This window comes from Dialister sp. i34-0019-2H8 (assembly GCF_042846925.1).
GTDB lineage: Bacteria > Bacillota > Negativicutes > Veillonellales > Dialisteraceae > Dialister.
Window position 1 is genome coordinate 721229 of sequence record NZ_BAABYQ010000001.1, and the last position, 19064, is coordinate 740292.

General features: G+C 53.3%; 13 protein-coding genes and 5 tRNA genes. 12 read left to right on the forward strand and 6 right to left on the reverse strand.

All coding sequences use genetic code 11. The features are described 5' to 3' along the window. Window position 1: 1 nt before the first annotated feature. Together ACGG9R_RS02925 and cobN are read left to right on the forward strand one after the other, a co-directional pair. The gene (locus ACGG9R_RS02925; RefSeq protein WP_390151240.1) at window positions 2-961 is read left to right on the forward strand and encodes an ABC transporter substrate-binding protein; all 960 of its coding nucleotides are present in this window, start codon (window positions 2-4) and stop codon (window positions 959-961) included. 104 nt (window positions 962-1065) lie between these two features. Then, the gene (gene cobN, locus ACGG9R_RS02930; RefSeq protein ID WP_390151243.1) at window positions 1066-4737 is read left to right on the forward strand and encodes a cobaltochelatase subunit CobN; all 3672 of its coding nucleotides are present in this window, start codon (window positions 1066-1068) and stop codon (window positions 4735-4737) included. Window positions 4738-4809: 72 nt separating this feature from the next. Here the strand turns inward: cobN and ACGG9R_RS02935 are convergent, their stop codons facing one another. The 3 genes from ACGG9R_RS02935 to ACGG9R_RS02945 form a co-directional block, all read right to left on the reverse strand. Beyond that, entirely contained in the window at window positions 4810-6570 is a 1761-nt protein-coding gene (locus tag ACGG9R_RS02935) for a WG repeat-containing protein (RefSeq protein WP_390151246.1), read from the reverse strand. 644 nt (window positions 6571-7214) lie between these two features. Further along, window positions 7215-8153: a DUF362 domain-containing protein gene (locus ACGG9R_RS02940; protein ID WP_390151249.1), complete on the reverse strand. Its 939-nt coding sequence runs from the start codon at window positions 8151-8153 to the stop codon at window positions 7215-7217. Between the two features lie 212 nt (window positions 8154-8365). Next, window positions 8366-8441, reverse strand: a tRNA-Thr gene (locus ACGG9R_RS02945). A 192-nt stretch (window positions 8442-8633) separates the two neighbouring features. On the opposite strand from ACGG9R_RS02945, the gene ACGG9R_RS02950 reads away from it, so the two are divergent. From ACGG9R_RS02950 to scfB, 6 genes are all read left to right on the forward strand, one after another. Beyond that, window positions 8634-8710, forward strand: a tRNA-Pro gene (locus ACGG9R_RS02950). A gap of 7 nt (window positions 8711-8717) precedes the next feature. Further along, window positions 8718-8791, forward strand: a tRNA-Gly gene (locus ACGG9R_RS02955). Window positions 8792-8955: 164 nt separating this feature from the next. Further along, on the forward strand, window positions 8956-10290 hold the full coding sequence (locus ACGG9R_RS02960) for a hypothetical protein (RefSeq protein ID WP_390151252.1): 1335 nt from the start codon (window positions 8956-8958) through the stop codon (window positions 10288-10290). Window positions 10291-10419: 129 nt separating this feature from the next. Next, window positions 10420-11121 carry a hypothetical protein gene (locus ACGG9R_RS02965; RefSeq protein WP_390151255.1) on the forward strand — a complete coding sequence of 234 codons (702 nt, stop codon included), beginning with the start codon at window positions 10420-10422 and terminating at the stop codon, window positions 11119-11121. Between the two features lie 140 nt (window positions 11122-11261). Then, a complete protein-coding gene (gene scfA, locus ACGG9R_RS02970) occupies window positions 11262-11429 on the forward strand; it encodes a six-cysteine ranthipeptide SCIFF (protein WP_022106300.1) in 168 nt (55 codons plus the stop codon). Between the two features lie 216 nt (window positions 11430-11645). Beyond that, the gene (scfB, locus tag ACGG9R_RS02975) at window positions 11646-13079 is read left to right on the forward strand and encodes a thioether cross-link-forming SCIFF peptide maturase (protein ID WP_390151259.1); all 1434 of its coding nucleotides are present in this window, start codon (window positions 11646-11648) and stop codon (window positions 13077-13079) included. Between the two features lie 87 nt (window positions 13080-13166). On the opposite strand, the gene ACGG9R_RS02980 is transcribed toward scfB, so the two are convergent. From ACGG9R_RS02980 to ACGG9R_RS02990, 3 genes are all read right to left on the reverse strand, one after another. Further along, on the reverse strand, window positions 13167-13442 hold the full coding sequence (locus tag ACGG9R_RS02980; RefSeq protein ID WP_390151261.1) for a helix-turn-helix domain-containing protein: 276 nt from the start codon (window positions 13440-13442) through the stop codon (window positions 13167-13169). Continuing rightward, a complete protein-coding gene (locus tag ACGG9R_RS02985; RefSeq protein ID WP_390151264.1) occupies window positions 13439-13807 on the reverse strand; it encodes a type II toxin-antitoxin system RelE/ParE family toxin in 369 nt (122 codons plus the stop codon). Before ACGG9R_RS02985 ends, ACGG9R_RS02980 begins: the two co-directional genes overlap by 4 nt. A 91-nt stretch (window positions 13808-13898) precedes the next feature. Continuing rightward, complete coding sequence (locus tag ACGG9R_RS02990; RefSeq protein WP_390151267.1) at window positions 13899-14846, reverse strand: DDE-type integrase/transposase/recombinase; 948 nt, start codon at window positions 14844-14846, stop codon at window positions 13899-13901. A 177-nt stretch (window positions 14847-15023) separates the two neighbouring features. Here ACGG9R_RS02990 and ACGG9R_RS02995 point away from each other — a divergent pair. From ACGG9R_RS02995 to glyS, 4 genes are all read left to right on the forward strand, one after another. Beyond that, window positions 15024-15100, forward strand: a tRNA-Pro gene (locus ACGG9R_RS02995). 5 nt (window positions 15101-15105) lie between these two features. Then, window positions 15106-15179: transfer RNA gene (locus ACGG9R_RS03000), tRNA-Gly, on the forward strand. A gap of 919 nt (window positions 15180-16098) precedes the next feature. Beyond that, a complete protein-coding gene (gene glyQ / locus ACGG9R_RS03005; protein WP_055237553.1) occupies window positions 16099-16980 on the forward strand; it encodes a glycine--tRNA ligase subunit alpha in 882 nt (293 codons plus the stop codon). Further along, the gene (gene glyS / locus ACGG9R_RS03010; RefSeq protein WP_390151270.1) at window positions 16977-19028 is read left to right on the forward strand and encodes a glycine--tRNA ligase subunit beta; all 2052 of its coding nucleotides are present in this window, start codon (window positions 16977-16979) and stop codon (window positions 19026-19028) included. Before glyQ ends, glyS begins: the two co-directional genes overlap by 4 nt. The last annotated feature ends 36 nt before the right edge of the window (window positions 19029-19064 follow it).

Consider the following 19064-nt stretch of genomic DNA (forward strand, 5'->3'; position numbering starts at 1 on the left):
TATGTGGAAAAGAATTTTTTTTACGATACTTGCCGCGCTGGCATCGATCCTTCTTCCTGCCTGCTCGGTCACGCCCGCGCCGCAAAGTGAGACGCGAAGTATGACGGATGATGCCGGGCGCACTATATCCGCGCCCATCCATCCTACGCGCATCGTTTCGCTCACGTATGGGACGGATGAGATACTGACGGCGCTTCTTTCCCCTGGGCGCATTGCCGCCTACTCGAAGTATGCGGGAGATGACGGGATCAGTTTCCTCACCAAGGACGAGGTCAGCCGGGTCGGGCGGACGGTCGATATGGAGCCGGAGCATATTTTGGCGCTTGCACCGGATCTGGTGATCGCTTCGACGTCTACGCCCATGCAGACGGTCGAGGTACTCACACGCTCTGGTGTCCCTGTCTATGTTTCCACCATCCCGACGACGGTAGAGGAAATGAAGGGGAAGGTGCGCGGCGTTGCGAAAGCAGTCCACGAAGAGGAGAAGGGGGAGGCGCTGGTTTCTGACATGGAGTCGAAGCTGGCCGCTCTTGCGTCTAAGCTCTCAGTGGTTTCACCGGATAAGGAGCGGGTGGCTCTCGGCATGTCATTCCGCGGGATCCTGGGCAAGAAGGGGACGCTGTTTTCGGATGTCCTGCGTCTCGCGCATGTGAAGGATGGGGCAGCGGTGTATGAGGTGCCGAAGGGGGCGGATGCGTACCTTTCTTTGGAGATCCTCCCGAAGATCGACCCGGATGTGATCCTTCTTCCCACCTGGCGGGTGAAGGCGGGGGATGATACGAAGGCCTTCGAGGAGGGGCTTCTGTCAAATCCTGCTCTCCGCGAAGTGACGGCGGTCAAAGAGAGGCGGCTCGTGCCCTTTTCGGAGAAGTACAAGTACGTCATGAGCCAGCATGTCGTGGACGCAGTGGAAGCGGCGGCGCGGGCGGTGTATCCGGAAGTGTTTGTGACTAGTGACTAGGGATGAGGGGCTAGGACATTTCACCCCTTCTCGCATTTCGCCCGTTTGCATTTTTGCTTGACTGATGAATGGGATGATTGAATGAGGTATAAGGAGACTCACCTATGACACCCAAAATCATTTATATGACGAATATTGATCGTCGCTATTTCATGATGCGCCGTGCGCTTGACGAATTGATCGCAGATGGAGAGATGCCCGCATCCTCACAGGTCGTAAAGACGGAGGATGGCTCTGCGTGGAGCGCGTCGTGGGAAGAAAAACTACGCGGGAGCGCACTGGTCATGATCCGTTTCATGGGAAATACGATCCGTACGAAGTTTTGGACGGCGTGTATGCATTTTCTCTCGCGGGAAGGGATCCCGTATTACATGGATGCGGCGGGATCGGCAGAGGAGGAGTGCGTAGAGCGGGTCGCGGCAAAGGACATCGAGGCTATGAAGGCGTACTCGTTCTATGGGGGTCTGACGAATTACAAGAATCTGTGGCTCTATGCGCGTTCCCTTTTTGATCAGGGGATGCCTGATGCGGAGCCGCCGTCGCCAATCTGCTGGGCAGGGATCTATCATCCGGGGATGGCGAAGAAATTCATGACGGATCTTTCCTTGTATGAGAAGGCTTTCCTGCAGGCGGGGCGTCCGACGCTGGGGCTTCTCTTCTATCGGGATGAGTGGATCTGGGATGACCTGCATTACCAGAAGGCATTCATAGAGGAGGCGGAGCGGAAGGGGCTCAATGTCATTGCCGTCTTCACGAATGGTCTGCCGGATCCGAAGCTGGGGATGCCGACGATCCATGAGGTGTTTGAGAAGTATTTCATGAAGGAGGGAAAGCCTCTCGTCGATGTCATCGTGAATGTGATGAAGTTCTCCTTTACGACGTCGGGGTCGATTTCCATCAAGGCGCTGGAAGAAATGGGCGTCCCTGTGCTGGAGGCCTACTCTCTGATCGCTCCGAAGGAGGAGTGGGAGGCTTCGCCGGAGGGAATGAATGCGATGGAGATCTCCATCTCGGTCACGATGCCGGAATTTGATGGGATCATTCATGGGATGCCGATCGCTGCGAAGCATGTGAAGGAGGATGGGGAGGTGGAGTACCTGCCCATCCCCGAGCGTATGCGTGCGATGGTCTCGCGGGCGGGGGCATGGGCGAGACTGCACAGGAAACCGAATGCGGAGAAGAAGATCGCGATCATTTTTCACAATTACCCGCCGAAGAATTCGAACATCGGGAGTGCGTATGGTCTGGACAGCATCGAGAGCGTGCGCCGTCTGCTCGGCTTCATGAAGGAGGCAGGCTATCAGGTCGATTTCATCCCGGAGGACACGGAGACCTTCATGAAGCGGCTGACGGCGCAGGCGACGAATGACCGCTCGATGCTGACGGAGGAGCAGGAGGCGGCGTGTCAGAAGGTCCAAAAGAAGCTCTACTGTGATCTCTTTGCTACCTTCCCCGAAGAGACGCGGCGGCAGATGGAGAAGGACTGGGGAAAGGCGCCTGGCAGGGTCATGACGACGGAGTCGGGCGATATTCTGGTACCGGGGCTGATGGACGGGCATATTTTCCTCACGGTGCAGGCGCCGCGCGGGTATGGCTTTGATGCGTCGAAGATCTATCATGATCCTTTTATCGCACCGACGCATCAGTATCTGGCATACTATCAGTGGATCCGTGATGTATGGGGAGCTGATGCCGTGGTCCATGTGGGGACGCATGGAAATCTGGAATGGCTTCCGGGGAAAAGTGCGGGGATGGATAGAGGAAGCTATCCTGATTTAGCTCTGGGAAGCCTGCCGAATATCTATCCCTACCATATGACGATCACGGGAGAGGGAATCCAGGCGAAGCGGCGCGGCGGTGCATGTCTTGTGGATCATTTGCCTGCACCGATGGAAGAGGCAGGGACGTATGAGGAGCTCTCTGAGCTGGAGCAGGCGATGGATGAGTACGCGCATTTTGAGAAATCGGAACCAGAAACGGCGAAGCGGCTGGTACCACGGATCCGTGAGCTTGCGGAGAAAGCAAGTCTGGACGGGGAGGTGCCGTATACGGAAGCGGATTTGGCAGGGTATCTTTCGCGCCTTCACTGCTATATCGAGGATCTTAAAAATAGCGAGTGCCATGTCGGACTGCACATTCTGGGAGAGATGCCGAAGGGGGAAACGCTCATCCATGAAATATTGGCTCTTCTTCGTCTGCCGAATGGTGACATCCCCTCGATCTGTGAGCTGCTGGCTGAGGAGGAGGGGACATCCGTAGATACGCTGTTGGGACAGGCACAGACACTTTTTCCGAATGGTCTCACCGGGGGCGAGTGGATGGCGCGCCTTCAGTGGAAGGCAGAGGGTCTGGTCCGCAAGCTGGCAGAATTGCATTTCGACAAAGAGAAGGCGAAGACACTGGGGACAGAGAGAGAGCAGCCGCTGCTTCGTTTCGTTTGTGAGGAGGTATATCCGCGCCTTGCAGAGACAAAAAAGGAAATGGAGCATACCCTTCGCGGGCTTTCTGCCCGTTACATTGTGCCGGGGATCTCCGGCTCTCCGCACGCGGGAGGTGTCTCTCTTCTGCCGGCAGGGGTGAATTTCTATGGCATCGATCCGCGGCGTCTGCCGACAAGGACGGCATGGGAGGTGGGAAAAGAGCTTGGGGATCAGGTCATCTCGCAATATATCGAGAGCGAAGGCCGGTATCCGGAAAGCGTCGGCATGGTTTTCTGGTCGGGTGCGAATATGCGAAGTCACGGGCAGTGCATCGCGGAATTTCTCTATCTCATGGGCATCCGTCCGATCTGGGAGCCGGGCAGCCTCTATGTGAAGCGTATGGAGCCCATTCCCCTGTCGGAGCTGCAGCGTCCGCGCATCGATGTGACGGCGCGCATCAGCGGTCTTTTCCGCGATACCATGCCCTCTGTCGTCTCGCTCATGGACAGGGCGGTGCTGCTCGCCGCCTCTCTTGCGGAAAATGACGAGGATAATTACGTCAGGAAACATATTTCCGAGGACAGCCGGATCATGGAAGAGAAAGGCTCGCCCAAGGAAGAGGCGTGGCGGGAGGCTGCGTATCGCATCTTTGGGGATGCCCCGGGGACGTATGGTGCAGGCGTTGCGGCGCTTCTGGAGGAGAAAAATTGGGACAGCCTTGATGACCTCGCGAATGTTTTCATCCGATGGGGCGGTCATGCCTATGGATCGAAGTCAAATGGCAGCTACAAGCCCGAGCTCTTCCGTGAGCGTCTCTCGCATATGGAAGTCACCATCAAGAATGAGGATAACCATGAGACCAATATGATGTCATCGGACGACTATAATGCTTACCACGGCGGCTTGATCGCAGCGGTCAGAAGCTGCTCGGGAAAGAAACCGCATGCCTACGAAGGGGACAGCAGCGATCGGAGCCGCATTAAGGTACGCACTGTCGAAGCGGCAGCGAAGCGTATCTTCCGCACGGAGACTGTGAATCCGAAATTCATCGAAGGCCTTATGCAGCATGGCTACAAAGGCGCGGCAGATCTTTCAAATCGCGTCGCCGTCAGTTTCCAGTGGGATGCGACGAGCGATGTCATGGAGGACTGGATGTATGAGAAGCTCTCCGCCGCCTATGCCTTGGATCCCAAGGTGCAGGACTGGATGAAGCGTGTGAATCCATGGGCGCTTAGCCGCATCACTGAGACGCTCCTTGAGGCAGCGCGGCGAGGTCTGTGGCAGGCCAAAGAAGAGACTGTGGATGCTCTCGAGAAGCTGTATCTTGAGGTCGAAGGCGAGATCGAGGAGGAATAAGAAAACGCTGATCTGATCGCAAAGCGATCGGATCAGCGTTTTTTTCACGGAATGGCATTGTCTGTGCCATTGTCACAAAATATCCAGATCCTCATAAGCGGGGCGCATGACATAGCGCCCCGTCTTATCAATGAGCCCCCATTTGCCTTTGACTTTGACGCCAGCGAGACCGGAGGAGAAGGGGGTGACGTCGGAAAAGGTGTCGTCATGAGGGAAGGCTTCATGACCCGCAGGTGTGAGGAAGCTCCAGCCGTTCTTTGTCTTGACGGGAAGGAGGCCTTCTCCTGCTTTCGATACAGCGAGGTAGAGGGGGGCGGTGAGGCGTGTCCCTTCTTTGTCTGCGATGCCCCATTTGCCCTCTTCCTTATAACCGAAAAGACCACTGCCCAAGGATCGGATCTCCTTGTAAGAGAATGGCAGAAGCTCGTGACCGTCTTCCATGGAGAGGAGGCCCCATTTCTTGCTTTCGTCTTTGGCGAGAAGTACGCCGTCTTCCTCATCGGGGAGGAGACCGGTATAGATAGTATGAGCGATGTAGTTACCTTCGCGGTCGACCCAGCCATAGCGGCCGTCTTTCGAAAGGAGGATGCCTTTTCTTCCGGCGGAGAAGACGCGGTCATTGGCGGGGCTGGCGATGACTTTTCCGTTCTTGTCGATATAGCCGCGCTTGACCGTGACGGATGGGACAGGCTCATAGTCGTATCGGCCGGGATACCAGATGGGCAGGCCGATGCCCCATCCCCAGCCCCATGGGTGATGGTGATGGCGGAAGGCAAGCCAGTCGCCCCATCCCCAGCCGATGCCGATGGAGATAGGAGGAAGGCTGCGGACGGCGCGCGTCTCCACCTCGCCTTCTCTGACTTCGGCAAGGCCGTCCTTGAAGGGGAAAAGCTGGTCATAGTCTGCCATGAAGGCGATGGTGCCGTCAGGTCTGGCATAGCCGTTGCCGTCGATGGTCTTGACACCGGAGAGACCTTCGGAGAAGGGGGTCAGCACAGCTTTGAACTGCGGCTTCGCGGTGACGTTTCCTTCGGTATCGATGAATCCCCAGAGCTTGCTGTCGCCTAGGATAGCCGCATAGCCTTCGCTGAAGGCCGGCGAGACGGCTTTGTAAGCGGGAGGGATGATTTCCTTGCCCTCTCTATCTATGTAGCCCCAGAGATTCTTCTGGTTTTTGACGGCGAGGCGTCCCTCTTGGAAGGCAGCACCGGTGTCCTTGTAGGTTGGGGAGACGATATAGCGGCCCGTCATATCGATGACGCCCCAGCGTCCTTTTTCTTTGACGGCGGCGAGGCCGTCTTCGAAGAAGCGCGCTTCCTGATAGACAGGCTTCACTTCTTTTCCATCGAGCGAAAGATAACCATAGGTCGCGCCCCGCTTTACGATCGCCATGCCGTTCTCGAAGTCGGAGACTTGATCGTAGGCGGCACGAGAGATCAGCGATCCATCCTTTTTATAGAAGGAGATTTTCTTGTCCTTCCCACGGACGGCGAGAGCGCCTTCCTTCCAGATGGAGCGGCTTTCATAGGAGATCGGGATGACTTCCTTTCCCGCGCGGGTGAAGAATCCGCGAAGTCCGCCTTTTTCTGCTTCGATGAGATCATCACGTCCCTCTTCAGAGAGAAGGTCCTCCTTCTGCTCGTCGGCCTCGGAGAGTGAGAGGCTGAGACGGTCATATGAGATCGGGATCACGACTTGGCCGGCACCATTCACTGCGCCCCACATGCCGTTTTCTTTGACTGCGGCCGTGAAGGGGAGCGTGGGTTCATTGGCAGAAATCGCAGTTGCTGCCCCAAAGGCAGCAAGCGTCAGGAGTAGTGTACGTTTTTTCATAGAGAGCACCTCCGGGAAGATGATAGATTCTATCCTAAGGAAACACTGATTAAATCGTTGTCCGACTTGGCTCTTGCATTTTCATGCAAGGCGAGGAATAATCCGACGCGAATAGCGAGCTATTTAAGGAGGGTTATGACGAAGCATTGCATGAAAATACATGCCAAATCGGACTCTGCGATTTAATCAGCGTTTCCTTAATTATAGTCAAAGAACGAGGGGCTGTAAAATGAAAGCCAAAAAGCATTTTCCGCGGGGAAAATGCTTTTTGATGCTATGGGGACCTATGGGGCGGCACGACCCGGGGGATAAGTTTGAAAGCAGGGAAGAGTAGCTAGTGGCTAGGGATTAGGGATTAGGAGTGACTAGTGACTAGTCACTGGGATTCTCCGGCATCGTCATCCCGAGCGTAGTCGAGGGATCTTTACTGCACCGCAGGAAATCAGCGTGCATGCGCCGAGGGAAAACGATGTCTTGGTGCTGTCTCACAGCAGGCAATGAGCGTTCTGCCATAGAGATTTCTCGGCTACGCTCGAAATGACGACGGCGCGAAGCGCTATCAAAATTCCGCGGCGCTTCTGATTATGATGCGCCGCACCAATCCCTTTGAACCTCTTGAACCTATAGAACCCGCTGAACCTTTATCATTCCACTTCGATGAGTTCATACTGCGGATTTCCCATCTTGAGCTCTTTCATTGCCTGCAGCTGATGGAGACCGTGGCGAGACTCGATACGCTTGACGAGATCCTGATTTGAAGCGGTCTGATAGACGAGGTCGACCGATGCCTGATCGATGGCGAGAAGGTCGGTCGAGGCGAGGATGCCGATATCCGGGATCGTCGGCTCGGCAGCGATGAGACCGACGCAGTCGCAGTCGACAGACATGCGGCGCAGGACATTCAGGTAGACGATGTGCTTGCCGAAGAGATCAATGGTGGCTTTGGCGGATTCCGCCATGTTCTCCATGAGGAGCTCCTTGCCTGGCCAGGCGTTCCAGTCTTCCGGCTGGTTGTTTACATCGACGCCATGGACCTGGCTTTTGCCGATGCGTCCATCCGCACAGCCGATGGCGAGATTCTTCATCGAGCCGCCGAAGCCGCCCATGGCATGTCCTTTGAAATGGGTGAGGACGATCATCGAGTCATAGTTCACGATGTGGCTGCCCATGGAGACTGTCTTGAAATGCTTGCCGCCACGGACCGGAAGTTCGATAGTCCCTTCTTCGTCCATGATATCGACGGGGCAGAAGGTCCAGCCATTCACCTGCAGGGTGTCGCGGTGCATGGCTGTCGTGTGGCGGTCTCCCTGGTAGAGCGTATTCGTTTCTACGATCGTGCTGTCCTTCACCTGCTTCTGAAAGGCAGCTACCATGTCACGCGGCAGGATATTCGGCCCATGCTTTTCACCTGTATGCAGTTTGATGGCTACTTTGCCATAGATGGCATCATTGATCCGTGCGTAGAGCGAGATCAGGTGCGCCGCATCGATCACGCGGGTGAAGTATACCTTTGCGCGGCTGCCTTCTGCGCTCTCATCCACACGGCGCGAGCCGATGACGGGAGCCTGTTTGTATGTTTTCATATCGTATCCTCCTTGATGGCTAGGGCTGCCTGTGGCAGCTCCGATCTGCGTTACTAGTATAGTCTGTATGTTCTTCAATCACAAATGCTTTTGGCGAATGAGCATGGAAGCTGGAAAAGCATGGGAAAGCCCGGGCGGCGCTCTGCTGAGGAGAACCGATGGGATGGGGATCACAAAAAAACGCCCATGCATACACATGGGCGTTCATGTTCTGGAGCCGGCAACAGGATTTGAACCTGCGACCTACGCATTACGAATGCGCCGCTCTACCAGCTGAGCTATACCGGCATTGACATGAAATATTGTAACAAATGGAGTGGGGGTTTGTCAAATGAATTTTACTATTTCAGAGAAAGCTGCGTGTTTTCCAAGAATCATGCCGAGCGTATGCACCTGCATTCAGGAAACAGGATATGCGTCATGGGCTTTTAAAAATGTATTGACAAATCTGAATTTCCGTGCTATACTTCTAAACATTGTCGGGGCATAGCGCAGTTTGGTAGCGCACTTGGTTCGGGACCAAGGGGTCGCAGGTTCAAATCCTGCTGCTCCGACCATTTTTATGCGGGTGTAGCTCAATGGTAGAGCGCCAGCCTTCCAAGCTGGTTACGAGGGTTCGATTCCCTTCACCCGCTCCAGAAACGATCCGCTCTTGGGGCGGGCTTTTTTATTGCCTGAAATGACTGGCGTCTGCCTTTCGTGCATCCAAGGGAAAGGCTGCTCCTGCGATTTTCCGTCATTTCCTTATACCCGTTTCCGAAATATGATAAGATAGTAGCAATAGCAGTGGAGGTGGATCACGATGGCATACACAGAAGCAGAATTGATCGGTCAGCTGGAGAAGGATCTTGCGCGTCCGGGCGAGCTGTATGTAAAGGACTATATACAAGAGGGCGGGGCGGCGAGTGATACAGGGCGATCCTATGAGGACATCATCAGCACGTATCTCGTCTCTCACGCAGAAGCACTGAAAATGACGGATACGAATTGGGGCATGGTGCATACCGCTATCGGCAAGACTTCCGAGCGAGGGAGCCGCATGGCACAGAAGCTGCTTTCGGAGAAGGATTTTTTCCATGCCATTCCGCTGGACGGAGATGTGCGTCTGACAGATGGGACGATGGCGGAGATCGGATACTTTGATTTTATGACGCTCGATAAAGAAGGAAAGAGCCTCACGCTCTTTGAGATCCGGCCATATCTGGAAAAAGAAAAGCCGCTTTCGCGTCTCCTTCGCTGCTGGAGCCTCAAGACCTCACTGAACAAAGCGCTTCTTTTGCAGATGCTCGGCATGGAAAAGCTGCCACGGATCTCCATCGTGACGCTCATCACCGGCGGAGGAAGTGATCACTTCACGCCTGCGGGGAGACAGCCGGTGTCTCTTCCTTTGAAGCAGCTGGGCGGGATGCTCGGTGTTTTTTGCCTGTATCTCTTCCACGGCCTGTACGGCGTCCCCGTGAGCGGAGCGCAGGCTCCGGCGCAGATGACGCGCGCGGAGCTGCTCTCGCTCCTGGAAAAAGATGCCAAGCATCCGGAGCTTCTGTATCAGAAGGACTATATCAATCGATTCGGCCTCACGGCGGATACGAAGGAGCCGTACGCGGCTGTCGCAGCCGGCTGGCTCACCGGGCATCGGGATCTGTGGATGGGGGTAGCGCATGGTCTTTACCGATTGGTCGAAGGGAATCGCGTCGGCATCATGATGAAGGATCCCGATCTCCAAAGGATCCGCAAGCAGCGCGTCTTTCCGCCTTTTGGCGAAGTGCTGCCTGTCGCGCTCGTGCTTTTGGGAAATCGGTCGCAGGAGCTAGGACGCCCCTCCATGCTGCTCTATGATGGAAATCCGTCAGGGGTGGGGACGTACTCTCTCGTGAGAGCACTTGAAAGGGTCGATCCGTCCGACAGCCTGCTTCGGAGCGTACTTCGCGCGTTCACGCATCTCGTGCTGGTCGATCGGAAGAAGCTGATGGCAGATCTTCGGCTGCCGGAGGAAACGACGCTGGAGGTACGTCTCGTCGTAGGAAAGGGGATGCAGTACGACCTCTTTTTGCGGGATCTTCCCTTCGTAGAGCCGCTCATGAAGGCCATGGGCATCGGACTCATCACGATGGGGGAAGGATATGAGGCGATGTATTGAGGGAGATTTTAGTGACTAGTGACTGGACACAAGCTACCAGTCACAAGTCACTCTTTTCAAAAACCTTGAACCTTCCCTTCGTTCCCTATATAATAAGAAGAAGTAAAAATGTAAGGAGAGCAACTATCCATGGGATTTTTTGATAAAAAGCACGAATCCGACACCCCGATAGGAAACCTGAGAGCGCACATCGGTACCTACATGTACTTTGTCAAAGTGGGCAAGTCGAAGTTCAAGCACAAGGGACGCATTGGCGAGATCTTTGCGGATATGGACAACACCCAGTTCCTTTTCAATCAGGCGACAATGGGGACGATGTATGATTTCAAAAAGAAACTCGACTATGCACTTTGGGATGCAGCCGTTCATAAATACACCGAAGACATGGAAGCCCTGAAGGCAGAGCTATTGAAGGTCGTCGATCAGGAAGAGGCAGCGCCGAAGGAAGAAGCACCGAAGGAAGAAGCACCGAAGGAAGTGGAAGCGGTGGAAGTCGCCCCAAAGGAAGAGGAGACAGGCGACTGGAAATCCTCCATCAAAGGACAGATGGCGGCTGCGGAAGAGAAGGCGAAGAAGGAAGCCGAGCGCAAGAAGCGCGAAGCTGAGGCGGAGGAAGGCTTTGAGGTCGATGCCAGCGAAGAAATGACCGAAGCCGACTGTCGCGAGCTCTGGCGCATCCTTCAGGGACTCGAAAGAGAATTCCAGGAAATGAAGAGCATTGCGGACGACTGGTTCACCGTACACGGTAAAGGCAATGGCTGCTTCGGAGCGCTCGCCATGATGGCTCTTATCCCTGTGGGCGCGATCTACGGGATCTGTCAGATGCTGTAAATGAGGAATGGAAGGGAAAATGGACCGATGTGCCTGCCCGGCCCCCACTTCCTTATAATAACTTTTCTCGAGAGGGTGTACATTTACCCTCACCTATGGTATGATAATGCAAGAAATCTTGGTTTCAGGGAGGTGACATCATGTCCAAACACATCGTTACAATCAACAAGTCTTCTCTGCAGGACTCCATCAAATTCGAAGGCTGCAGTGAATGTCAGACTTCCTGCCAGTCCGCTTGCAAAACAAGCTGCACCATTGGCAACCTGATCTGCACAGAACAGGAAGAAGCAGAAGCAAAGAGAGCATAAGCTGATGCACGGCCAAGCCCCCGGCCTTGAGACCGGGGGCTTTTCTTGTGAGAGAATGGATGAGGGTGGAAGGGAAATAGCATCAGAATTTTCGGCGCTTCCTGATCGGCTGCGCCGCACCATCCCTTTGAAGTCATAAAACTGTTGAGCCCTTCCAGACCATAAGCCTTACCTTGATATACCAGCAAGCAATCAATAAAAGGAGAATAACATTTCATGGATTACAACGTTAAGCCAATGATCCACCGTTTCCAGCAGAACGGCATGAATATCGTCATGGATGTGAACAGCGGCATCGTACATGTCGTCGATGATGTGACGTACAAGGTCCTCGCGTATTACAATGGAACCAACCGGGGAATGGTTCTGGCGAATCTGGCCAAAGACTACGAAGAGGCCGAACTCAATGAAGTCATGGATGACCTTGATGAACTCATCGCCAAAGAAGTGCTCTTTGCACCGATGGATAAGAATTACAAAATGGCGATCGAAGACCGTCCGATCATCAAAGCACTCTGCATCAATATCGCTCACGACTGTAATCTGCGCTGCCAGTACTGCTTCGCCGGGCAGGGCGGCTATGGCCAGTGGCGCATGTTGATGAGCTTCGACGTTGCCAGAAGAGCTGTCGATTTCCTCATCGCACACAGCGGTCCGCGTGAACACTGCGAGCTTGATTTCTTCGGCGGTGAACCGCTCATGAACTGGCATGTCGTACAGCAGACCATCGACTATGTACACAAGCAGGAAAAGAAGCACGGCAAGAAGATCAAGATGTCCCTCACCACGAATGGCCTTCTGCTCGACAAGGAAAAGGTCAAATACCTGACGGACAATCACATCAGTCTCATCCTGTCGCTTGACGGCCGCAAGGAAATGCATGACCGTATGCGTCCGGGTGTCCATGGCGAAGGCACCTATGATGAGATCGTGAAGAATCTCCAGTACTGCGTGGCGAACCGCAAGGGCGAGGAATACTATGTCCGCGGTACCTTCACCCGTTACAATATGGACTTTACGACCGACGTCATCGATATGATCGACAAGGGCTTCCCGGCTGTATCCATGGAACCGGTCGTCGGCGAAGACACTGCCGACTACTCCATCAAGGAAGAGGATCTGCCGCGCGTCAAAGCGGAATATGACCGCCTCGCCAAGCTCTTCATCGCAAGAGAAGAGGAAGGCCGTCCATTCTTCTTCTTCCATTTCAATATGGACCTCTGGAAGGGCCCCTGCCTCCCGAAGCGTCTTCGCGGCTGCGGTGCCGGTCACGAGTATCTCGCCGTCGTACCGAATGGCGATATTTACCCCTGCCACCAGTTCGTCGGACGAGAAGGCTACGTCATCGGCAACGTCTATGAAGGTCTCAAGAACTTCAAGATGATGCGCGACTTCCGCATGAACCACGTCTTCAGCAAGCCGGAATGTGTCGACTGCTGGGCGAAATTCTTCTGCTCCGGCGGCTGCCATGCGAATAACGAAGCATTTGCCGGCGACATTCATAAGCCGTACCACATTACCTGCGAGATCCAGAAGAAACGCGTAGAATGTGCGATGATGATCCAGGCGTACAATGAAATGAAGAAACCAAAGGTCATGGCGCAGCCAGGCACCTACCAGGCAAAGAAAGAAGCCATGGAAGAGAAATAAAAAAGCCGCAGCGGACATATCCGCTACGGGGGTTTGTTATCCTAAACGGGTACGTCCTTGCTTGCTAGGGACGTACCCGTTTGCTATTCAGCTGGCAACGGCTACCTGCAGTTTGAGCTGTAGTGCCTGCATCAGTTTGATGAGAGTATCGAGCTTGGGAGCTACACTGCAGGACTCGATGCGGGCGACAGAAGACTGTGGGATACCGCAGCGCTCAGCCAGTGCTCGTTGGCTGAGGCCAAGCTCCTGCCGACGCTTGATCAAGGAGGAGACGATATCAGCCGCCGCTTCAATTTCTTCCATATTTCTACGGTCGTCCTCACTGCATGCTTTGACGTGCTCTTTATAGTCATTCCAGTTCATGATTTTTCCTCCTTTTGTTTGATGTAATCATCGCGTTCTGCCTTGGCCCGGAGAAGCTCCTTCGCTGGCGTCTTTTGCGATTTTTTGCGAAAATGATGAAGAAGCACATATTGCTTGTTGTCATAATAGAAATAAAAAACGCGGTTATAACCCGGACGCAGCTCCCAGATATCTTCTTCTAAATGTTTCGTGATCTTAATGGGAAGATTGCTGCCGTTCTTTGCAAGCAAATCGATATAGAAAACAATCTGGTTGTATTGAATGCGTGCATCTTTGCTGGTTTTACTTTTTGTACGCAATGCTTCAAGGAAATTCAGAATCTCAGATTGGCCATTTCTGTTTGTATAAAACTCAATATTGTACATAGCAGACTCCTTCTTCCTATACTGATGATAGCATAAATGCTATTAGGAGACAAGGGGGTAAATCAAACTATCAATAAAAATTGTTGGTTTGTCAAACATATGTTACACCGTGCTTGATGAAATCATGGAGTGTATCTTTTGGAGATTTCCATCCAAGCGGTCGCATTGGGAAGCAGTTATAATCTCGATAATTATATCGTTTGAGTTGTATTCTGAAATCTTCAAAAGAGAAGAAACAATGCGTGGCATAAAAGCGTTCGTTATCCTTGCGATGACTGCGTTCTACTTTCCCATTGTGCCTTGGGGTAAAGGGACGAATCTTTTTGTGCTTGATGCCTAATTCCTTTAATTTACGCTCAAAAAGAGTAAGGTCTTCGTCAAGCTTTGCTTTGGTGAATCGTTTAGTGAATTCGGTGCCGTTATCTGTCTGCACACATTCAATAGGCATCGGGAAAGCCTGAACGAGATGCCCAAGAAATATCATGGAAGAGTAGGTGCTGTGCTCTTCAAAGGCTTCCACATAACGCCAGCGTGAGAACTCGTCAATGGCTGTATATTGATAGAAGCGTTTTCCTTTGGCTTCACCAGTCAGACATGCGGACGGCACAAACTTTACGTCAATCTGGATGCGCTGCCCTGGATACAGCATCTGTTCATAGGGTTTGGGCACATATTTGGGGTTAGGTGGTTTCACCGGAGTCACCCCTATGCGTTTCAATGTACGGTAAAGTCCGGTAACTGAACGACTGTATCCACGCTGACGCAGCTTTACCCAGAAAACCACCAGACCGGCTTCTGGATTTCGACGCCTCATATCCTGAATGAGCTTTAATTCCGCAGCTGTATGTGCTTTGGGATGGTGTTTTGGCCTGCGGGATTTATTACGTAGGGACTCCAGTGAGCCGTCATAACGTCGAAGCCAGCGATATACGTATTGGCGATATGTATTGTATTTGATGGCAGTTTTAGTAACGCCATGTTTCAATGCATATTCGACCATAGATCTACGATATTTCATAAGTTGTGATATACTGTTCATGCGAGATACTCCTTTGATAAAAGTTTCTTTTGACGAATTAACTATATCACAAGGGTATCTCGCTTTTCATGTTTTCAATGTGTAACACATGTATTGTAATCCTACAGGGTAAATCAAACTATCAATAAAAATCCTATTGACAGAAAGAAAACAAAATGCTATAATCATCTACGTTGTCGGGGCATAGCGCAGTTTGGTAGCGCACTTGGTTCGGGACCAAGGGGTCGCAGGTTCAAATCCTGCTGCTCCGACCATTTATGCGGGTGTAGCTCAATGGTAGAGCGCCAGCCTTCCAAGCTGGTTACGAGGGTTCGATTCCCTTCACCCGCTCCATTTTTTTATCCGCTCAGTGAGCGGATTTTTTATTGGGAGAATAGGTGACTGGTAGCTAGTGACTGGTGACTAGTCACTAAGAGACTGGGAGACTAGGAGACATCAGACTTCTGACGTCTGACGTCTAACGTCTAACGTCTTAAGCGGGCATCGCCTCATATATATTCGCGGCGCTTCATTATTATTTGCGCCGCACCACCACTCCTCACTCCTCATTCCTCACTAGAGATGGCAAACGGAATCAAAGGGTAGCACGCCCTATGGGCTAACCCAGAAGTTTGAAGGCAGGGATTGGTGGCTAGGGATTAGGAGCCTCGAGTGACTAGTGACTGGGGATTAAAAGCAAACGGTGATTGAAATAGCGCAATTAGCGAACTGACCGTTCTGCAAGGAAGAGCGAGGGCTACGCTCGAGATGACGATGGCGCGAAGCGCTATCAAAATTTTGCGGCGCTTCTATATTTTTATGTGCCGCACCACCATTTCGCATTTCGCATTTCTCATTTCTAATTTCTCATTCAAGCGAGGCTTTCAAACGTAATCATGGGCATCACGCCCCTTTACATTTCCATCGCGATTTGCTACAATGTTCCCATATACGGCGATGAGGAAGAGGAGTATGTCCGACAAAGCGAGCCGGCGGTGGTGAGAGGCCGGCGATGGACAGAAGGCGTTTCTGAGCTGTTTCCTGAACAGAGTAGGGAAATAAGAGAAATCAAGGTGGGCCTTAGGGAACACTGATCAAATCAGACTTTGCGATGTAATCAGTGTTTCCTTGGGTCAATGAGGGTGGAACCGCGGGTTAATGATCTCTGTAACTCGTCCCTGTAACTTTTTGTTACAGGGATTTTTATATTGTCAGGAAATGGGAGCGCAGTGATCGATCGGTCACACCCCATTTCATCGATCAGGAGGAACAAATGACTTTTCAGCAGATCGTCTTAGCACTCCAGAAGTTCTGGTCCAAGCAGGGCTGCGTACTCGGAGAAGCTTACGACACAGAAAAAGGCGCAGGCACGATGAATCCGGCTACCTTCCTGCGCACCATCGGACCGGAACCGTGGAACGTAGCCTATATGGAACCATCCCGCCGTCCGGATGATGGCCGTTATGGGGATAACCCGAACCGTCTCTACCAGCACCATCAGTTCCAGGTCATCATGAAGCCGTCTCCGAATAACATCCAGGAAACCTATCTGGAATCCTTAAAAGAGCTCGGTATCGATCCGCAAGAACACGACATCCGCTTCGTCGAAGATAACTGGGAGTCCCCGACTTTAGGCGCATGGGGCATTGGCTGGGAAGTCTGGCTCGACGGCATGGAAATCACCCAGTTCACCTATTTCCAGCAGGTCGGCGGTATCGATGAGCATCCGGTCTCCGTAGAGATCACCTATGGCCTCGAACGTATCGCGATGTACATTCAGGAAGTCGACAATGTCTATGACCTCGAATGGACCGATGGTGTCACCTATGGCGACATCTGGCACCAGAATGAATACGAGCAGTCCGTCTACAGCTACGAGCTCTCTGACCACGACATGCTCTTCAAGCTCTTCGACATGTATGAAAAAGAAGCACAGCGCGTCGTAAAGGCCGGCCTCGTACTCCCCGCCTATGACTATGTACTGAAATGCTCCCATTCTTTCAACCTGCTGGACGCTGCCGGAGCGATCTCCCTCTCGGAACGTACAGAATATATTTCCCGCGTCAGAAACCTGGCCCGCATGTGCGCCAAGGCCTGGCTGAAAAAGCGCAAAGAGCTGGGATTCCCCATGCTTAAAGGAGGCGAAGCGAAATGAGTAAGAATCTTCTCTTAGAAATCGGCACAGAGGAAATGCCGGCCAATATCATGTCCGGTGTCGTAGACCAGCTGAAAGCACTCGCGGCTTCCCAGTTCGAAGCCCATCGCATCGCTGCCGAAAACATCACCATCTACGCGACCCCGCGCCGCCTTGCCGTCCTTGTCAAGGATGCCGCAGACCGCCAGCCGGATGAAGAAGTCAAGAAACGCGGCCCATCCGTCAAAGCTGCTTTCGATGCTGATGGAAATCCGACACGCGCTGCCCAGGGATTTGCCCGCGGCCAGCACATCGATCCATCTGAACTCGTCAAAGAAGGGGAATACACCTGGGCGCATGTCGTACATGCGGGCAAGAAAGTCGAAGACGTCCTTCCCGAGCTCTTCCTCTCCCTCATCACCGGCCTGAACTTCACCAGAAGCATGCGCTGGGCCGATGAAGAAGCCCATTTCATCCGTCCTGTCCGCTGGATCGTCGCTCTCTGTGACAAGGAGATCATCCCGATGGAATTTGCCCACGTCAAGAGTGGCAATGTCAGCCGCGGACACCGTTTCCTCTGCAAGGAACCTGTCGTGATCTCTGATCCGCTCTCCTACAAGGAGACCATGCGTCACGCCTTTGTCATCGTTGATCAGGATGAACGCCGCGAAATGATTCGTACCGGCCTTCTCGCCGTTGCAGATAAGCTCGGCGGTCACGTCTGGCACAATGCAGACCTTCTGGAAGAGATCAACTACCTTGTCGAATACCCGACTCCGCTCTATGGCAGGATCGATGATGAATTCCTGAAGCTCCCTGTACCGGCCGTCGTCACCCCGATGCGTGACCATCAGAGATACTATCCTGTCAGAAACGAAGACGGCTCCCTCATGCCGTACTTCCTGACTGTTCGAAATGGCGGCACCAAGGCCCTTGAAAACGTCCAGCACGGCAACGAAAAAGTCCTCCGTGCCCGTCTCGACGATGCGAAATTCTTCTTCGAAAACGACCGCAAGAAGACCTTGGAAGGCCACAGAGATGACCTCACCCGCATCAACTATCAGGAAGGCATGGGAGACATGCGTGATAAAGCAGACCGCCTTCAGAAACTGACGGAAGCCATCGGCAAGGACTGGGGCTTCACGGCAGAGAAAGCCGCTGACGCCGACCGCGCCGCCTTCCTCTCCAAGTCCGACCTCGCGACCGGCATGGTCACCGAATTCACCGAACTGCAGGGCGAAATGGGCAAGGAATACGCGCTCCTTGACGGGGAAAAACCGGAAGTCGCACAGGCCATCTTCGAGCAGTACATGCCAAGATTTGCCGGAGATATCCTCCCGCAGCAGGAAATCGGCCGCGCGCTCTCCCTCGCTGATAAGCTGGATAACCTCGCTGCGACCTTCCTGCGCGGTCTCATCCCGACCGGCTCTCAGGATCCCTTCGCGCTCCGCCGTCAGACCATCGGCGCCGTAAATATCCTGACTGATGGAAAGATCCACTGGGACATCCGCCGCGGCATAGAGGCAGCGCTTGCCCTTCTTCCGGGCGATGAAGAGACGAAGAAGACCGTCCTCTCCCAGATCGAAGACTTCTTCCGCCAGCGCATCAAAGCCATCATGCTTGATGAAGGCATCGCCTACGACATCATCGACGCCGTCCTCGCCGGCCCTGTTGATGACATTTATGCCCTCTTCCTGAAGGCGCGCAGCATGGCGGAAAGCCATCTGAAAGACGAAGCCGAGCTCCGACAGGCTGTCACCCGTCTTGCGAATATCACCAAGGGCAAGACCGGCGGCAAGGTTGATCCATCCCTCTTCACAGAAGACGTGGAAAAGAAGCTCCAGAATGCTTTCGAAGCTGTTTCTGCCAAAGCCCTTCCGCTCTTTGCTTCTTACGAGTACGGAAAAGCCCTCCCGGCTCTCAAGGAACTCACGGCCCCGATCAATGACTACCTCGACAACGTCATGGTCATGGTCGATGACGAAGCCGTCAAAAACAACCGCATCTCCCAGCTCCTCGCTACCCTCGCCCTCTTCAATACCTGGGGCGACTTCAGCAAGCTGGTGTGATCGGCTTTCTGGAAATCGTCTTTTCGATAGACTGCT